The 3,684-nt window shown below is 60.9% G+C and carries 4 protein-coding genes; 3 read left to right on the top strand and 1 reads right to left on the bottom strand.

The genetic code is table 11. From position 1 onward, the window contains the following. Positions 1-187: 187 nt before the first annotated feature. Positions 188-1,894, top strand: coding sequence for an FAD-dependent oxidoreductase (locus tag HHJ19_RS05325; RefSeq protein ID WP_296904747.1), 1,707 nt, complete (start codon positions 188-190; stop codon positions 1,892-1,894). Positions 1,895-2,119: 225 nt separating this feature from the next. Here HHJ19_RS05325 and HHJ19_RS05320 read toward each other — a convergent pair whose 3' ends face one another. Further along, the gene (locus HHJ19_RS05320; protein ID WP_296904746.1) at positions 2,120-2,266 is read right to left on the bottom strand and encodes a hypothetical protein; all 147 of its coding nucleotides are present in this window, start codon (positions 2,264-2,266) and stop codon (positions 2,120-2,122) included. 242 nt (positions 2,267-2,508) lie between these two features. On the opposite strand from HHJ19_RS05320, the gene HHJ19_RS05315 reads away from it, so the two are divergent. Together HHJ19_RS05315 and HHJ19_RS05310 are read left to right on the top strand one after the other, a co-directional pair. Beyond that, positions 2,509-2,754 (top strand): DUF2789 domain-containing protein, encoded by a 246-nt coding sequence (locus HHJ19_RS05315; RefSeq protein WP_296904744.1) that lies wholly within the window; start codon positions 2,509-2,511, stop codon positions 2,752-2,754. Positions 2,755-2,974: 220 nt separating this feature from the next. Continuing rightward, positions 2,975-3,684, top strand: a 710-nt coding sequence (locus HHJ19_RS05310) for an ATP-binding cassette domain-containing protein (protein ID WP_296904743.1), incomplete at its 3' end; no start/stop codon positions are given.

Below are 3,684 nucleotides of genomic sequence, written 5' to 3'. Positions count from 1 at the left end.
GTATGGGTTGCCTGGCATGGAAAATTTCCGGTGGCGTTGATGATGCGGCCGTGGCAAAGCGGTTTGCAGACCCTGTAGTGTCTGGTGTGTTGACGGCTTTTGCTGCATCCCATTTTCTGCGTAGGGGCATGGCGTCGCTTTTCCCGGGCAGGGCTAAAGTGGCTCGAAACAAGCTGGAGTTCCTTCCATGTCAGACGATTCACCTGAAAACGCCATCCCGCTGGACCCAAGCCGGCGCGAGCAGATGTTTCCATTGCTCGACGCGGCCGAGATCGCGCGCATCCGGCGTTTTGGCATGTTGCTGCATTTCACGCGGGGGGAACGGCTGTTTACTGCCGGTGAGCCTGGCCCCGGCATGTTCGTCGTGCTGAGTGGCGCGGTGGGGGTCACCCAGCGCGACGGCATGGGCCATATCGAGCCTGTGGTCCGCCACGGGCCGGGCGGATTTTCGGCCGAGGTCGGGTCGCTCTCGGGCCGGCCGGCGCTGGTCGACGGCGTAGCCGAGGAAGATGTTGCAGCCCTGCTGGTGCCGCCGGGCCAACTGCGCGCGCTGATCATCGCCGAGGCGGATCTGGGCGAGCGACTGGTGCGCGCGCTGATTTTGCGGCGCGTGGCGCTGATTCAGGCCGGCGCCAGCGGCCCGGTGCTGATCGGCCCGCCACAGTCGGCAGGCTTGCTGCGCCTGCAGAGCTTTCTCGACCGCAATGGCTATCCGCATCACCTTATGGACATCACCAGGGACGCGGACGCCGCCGCGCTGCTGGAGCAGTACGGCGCCGCGGCAGCCGACGTACTGGCCGTTTGCCCTGACGGTTCGGTGTTGATCAATCCCACGGAAACACAGCTTGCCCGCTGCATCGGTATGGTCGATACGATCGACCATACCGAGCTGTTTGACGTGATCGTGATCGGTGCCGGCCCGGCGGGTCTGGCGACTGCGGTCTATGCCGCTTCAGAAGGTTTGCGGGTGCTGGTGCTCGATCGTCGGGCCTTTGGCGGCCAGGCTGGTGCCAGCGCGCGGATTGAAAATTATCTGGGCTGTCCCACCGGCATCTCGGGCCAGGCGCTGGCTGGCCGGGCCTATGTGCAGGCGCAAAAGTTTGGCGCCGAAATGCTGATTCCGGCGCAGGCCCAGTCGCTCGATTGCAGCCGGCAGGAGTCTGACGCTGCGCTGCTGCTCACGCTCGCTGACGGTCGGCAACTGCGTGCAAAAACGGTCGTGATCGCCACTGGCGCACGCTACCGCCGACCCGCTGTGCCGCGTCTGGCAGAATTCGAAGGCCGCGGTGTCTGGTACTGGGCTTCTTCGCTAGAAGCGAAGATGTGCAGCCAGGCCGAAGTGCTTTTGGTAGGTGGCGGTAACTCGGCTGGGCAGGCGGCCGTGTTCCTTTCGCGCTATGCCGCCAAGGTCAACCTGCTGGTTCGCGGCCCTGGTCTGGACGCCAGCATGTCGCGCTATCTGATAGACCGCATCGAGGCCACGCCCAACATTGAGTTGCGCCCGAATAGCGAACTCACGCAACTCCATGGCGATGCCGCGACAGGGCTGACGGGGGTGAGCTGGCGCGACAATAAACACGGCACAGAGCAGCAACTGCCGCTGCGAAACGTGTTTCTGTTCGTTGGCGCAGAGCCCGAAACCGGGTGGCTCAAAGGCTGCGGGGTGGCGACTGATTCGCAGGGTTTTGTACTGACGGGTGAGCGCTTGCCAGCGTCTGCCGAAGCCGCTGCAGCCGGCGCACTGCAGACCAGCGTGGCCGGCGTGTTTGCGGTCGGCGATGTGCGTAGTGGATCGGTCAAGCGAGTCGGTGCCGCGATAGGCGAAGGTGCTGCAGCCGTGGCGCTGATTCACCAGCGCCTGAGCGCAACAGAGGCCATAACCTCATCAGTCTGAACCGGCTCATCGACTCTGGTTTTTTGCTCGGGTCGTGGGTCGAATGCGCGGGAATTGCTATTAATAAAATAGCTGCTTATGGCCATTCTTGCTGGACTGGACGCCAATTTTATGTTTGAAGTTGGCTGGGTATGGCGGCAGCAGGAATTGAAAGGTCAGTTTTACAAAAGCCAGCGGGAAGACGTTTGACAATCGGCAGCTTTTTTGAATGATTCGGCGGCCGAATCAACGCAGCAGCCCACCGCGCCGGGCGCCGTGCTGTTGCGCGTCTTTGCCCGGGAGGGTGATGCGAAGGGGCTGCGGGCCATTGAAGCGGCTATCGCCCTTGCGCCCCATGCGCGCACCTGGCGGCCACACCATATCGGTGGCCATGCGCAACCGCCGCCCGCTGAGCCGGGTGTCAAATCCGGGCGGCTTACCGCTACGATGCGCTGGACCCGCTCTCAAACCGGGCAACGTTTTTTGCCGGGCCATCGCGCTTTCGGCCGGGACATTGGTGCCGGTCACGCAGCTATGCATCCCTACAGCGCGACGGACCCAAAAGCGGTATGGTCACAATGTGCTGGTGGCGGGTCCAGACCTTGCTCTGGCCGTAAAACTACTCTGGGGACCTTATGGACAAGTCAAATCATCTTTTCAGCGAACTCTTTGCGCAACTGGGCCTGGCGTCTGACGAACCGGCGATCCGGCAGTTTATCGCGACGCATACACCGCTGGCCGCCGACCTTGATTTGGCCGACGCGCCTTTCTGGACGGAAAGCCAGGCGGCATTTTTGCGGGAAGAAATCCTCGAGGATGCCGATTGGGCAGAACTGGCCGATCAGCTCAACCTTGCGCTTCGCGAGGTGGTGCCCAGATGAGCGCAAGGGGAATTGCGCTTGCGCTCGTTTTTCCTTTTGCTTTTGCTTTTGCTGGCGGGAGCACTGCAGACGCAATGGGTTTTTCCTTTAACTACTTAACCATCTGATCAACCTATTTAATATTCTTTTGAGTTTTTTCGAAAATCATTTAGATTCTCCAGTTGTTTAAAAAAAGAGCTTTCGCGTTCTCACAAGAAACGCGAGGCCACAACGGATTTTCATGATCGAACTCAAGGGTATTTTTCAAACCTACCAGGGTCCCGCAGGCCCGGTCGAGGCATTGAAGGGCGTCGATCTTCAAATCAAGCCAGGCGAGGTGTATGGAATCATTGGTCGCAGTGGAGCGGGGAAAAGTTCGCTGGTGCGAGTGATCAACCTGCTCAACCGGCCGACCGCTGGCCAGGTGCTGGTGGATGGCCGGGAGCTCACCTTGCTAAATGGCGATGCGCTGCGTATCGCGCGACGGGATATTGGCGTCATTTTTCAGCATTTCAACCTGCTTTCATCGCGCACGGTCTACGACAACGTGGCCTTGCCGCTGGAGATCGCGGGCCTTTCCGCGCAGGACATTAAGACGCGCGTGGAGCCTTTGCTCGACCTGGTGGGCCTGTCGGAGCTTCGGAACCGTTACCCGGCGCAGATCAGCGGCGGTCAAAAGCAGCGGGTGGGCATTGCGCGCGCACTGGCGAACCGGCCAAAGGTGCTGCTGTCTGACGAGGCCACCTCGGCACTCGACCCTGAAACCACCCGTTCCATCCTGGGACTGCTCAAGCAGATCAACAAGGAGTTTGGCCTCACCATCGTGCTGATCACGCACCAGATGCAGGTTATCAAGCAGGTGGCTGACCGGGTGGCGGTGATTGATGCCGGCCGCATCGTTGAAAGCGGCCCTGAGATTGACGTGTTTACCCGACCCCGGCACGAAACCAC

It is taken from the genome of Polaromonas sp. (genome assembly GCF_012927415.1).
Taxonomy (GTDB): domain Bacteria; phylum Pseudomonadota; class Gammaproteobacteria; order Burkholderiales; family Burkholderiaceae_C; genus Polaromonas.
The sequence above is the reverse complement of the archived record's forward strand: the minus strand, read 5'-3'. Positions and strand labels throughout refer to the sequence as shown.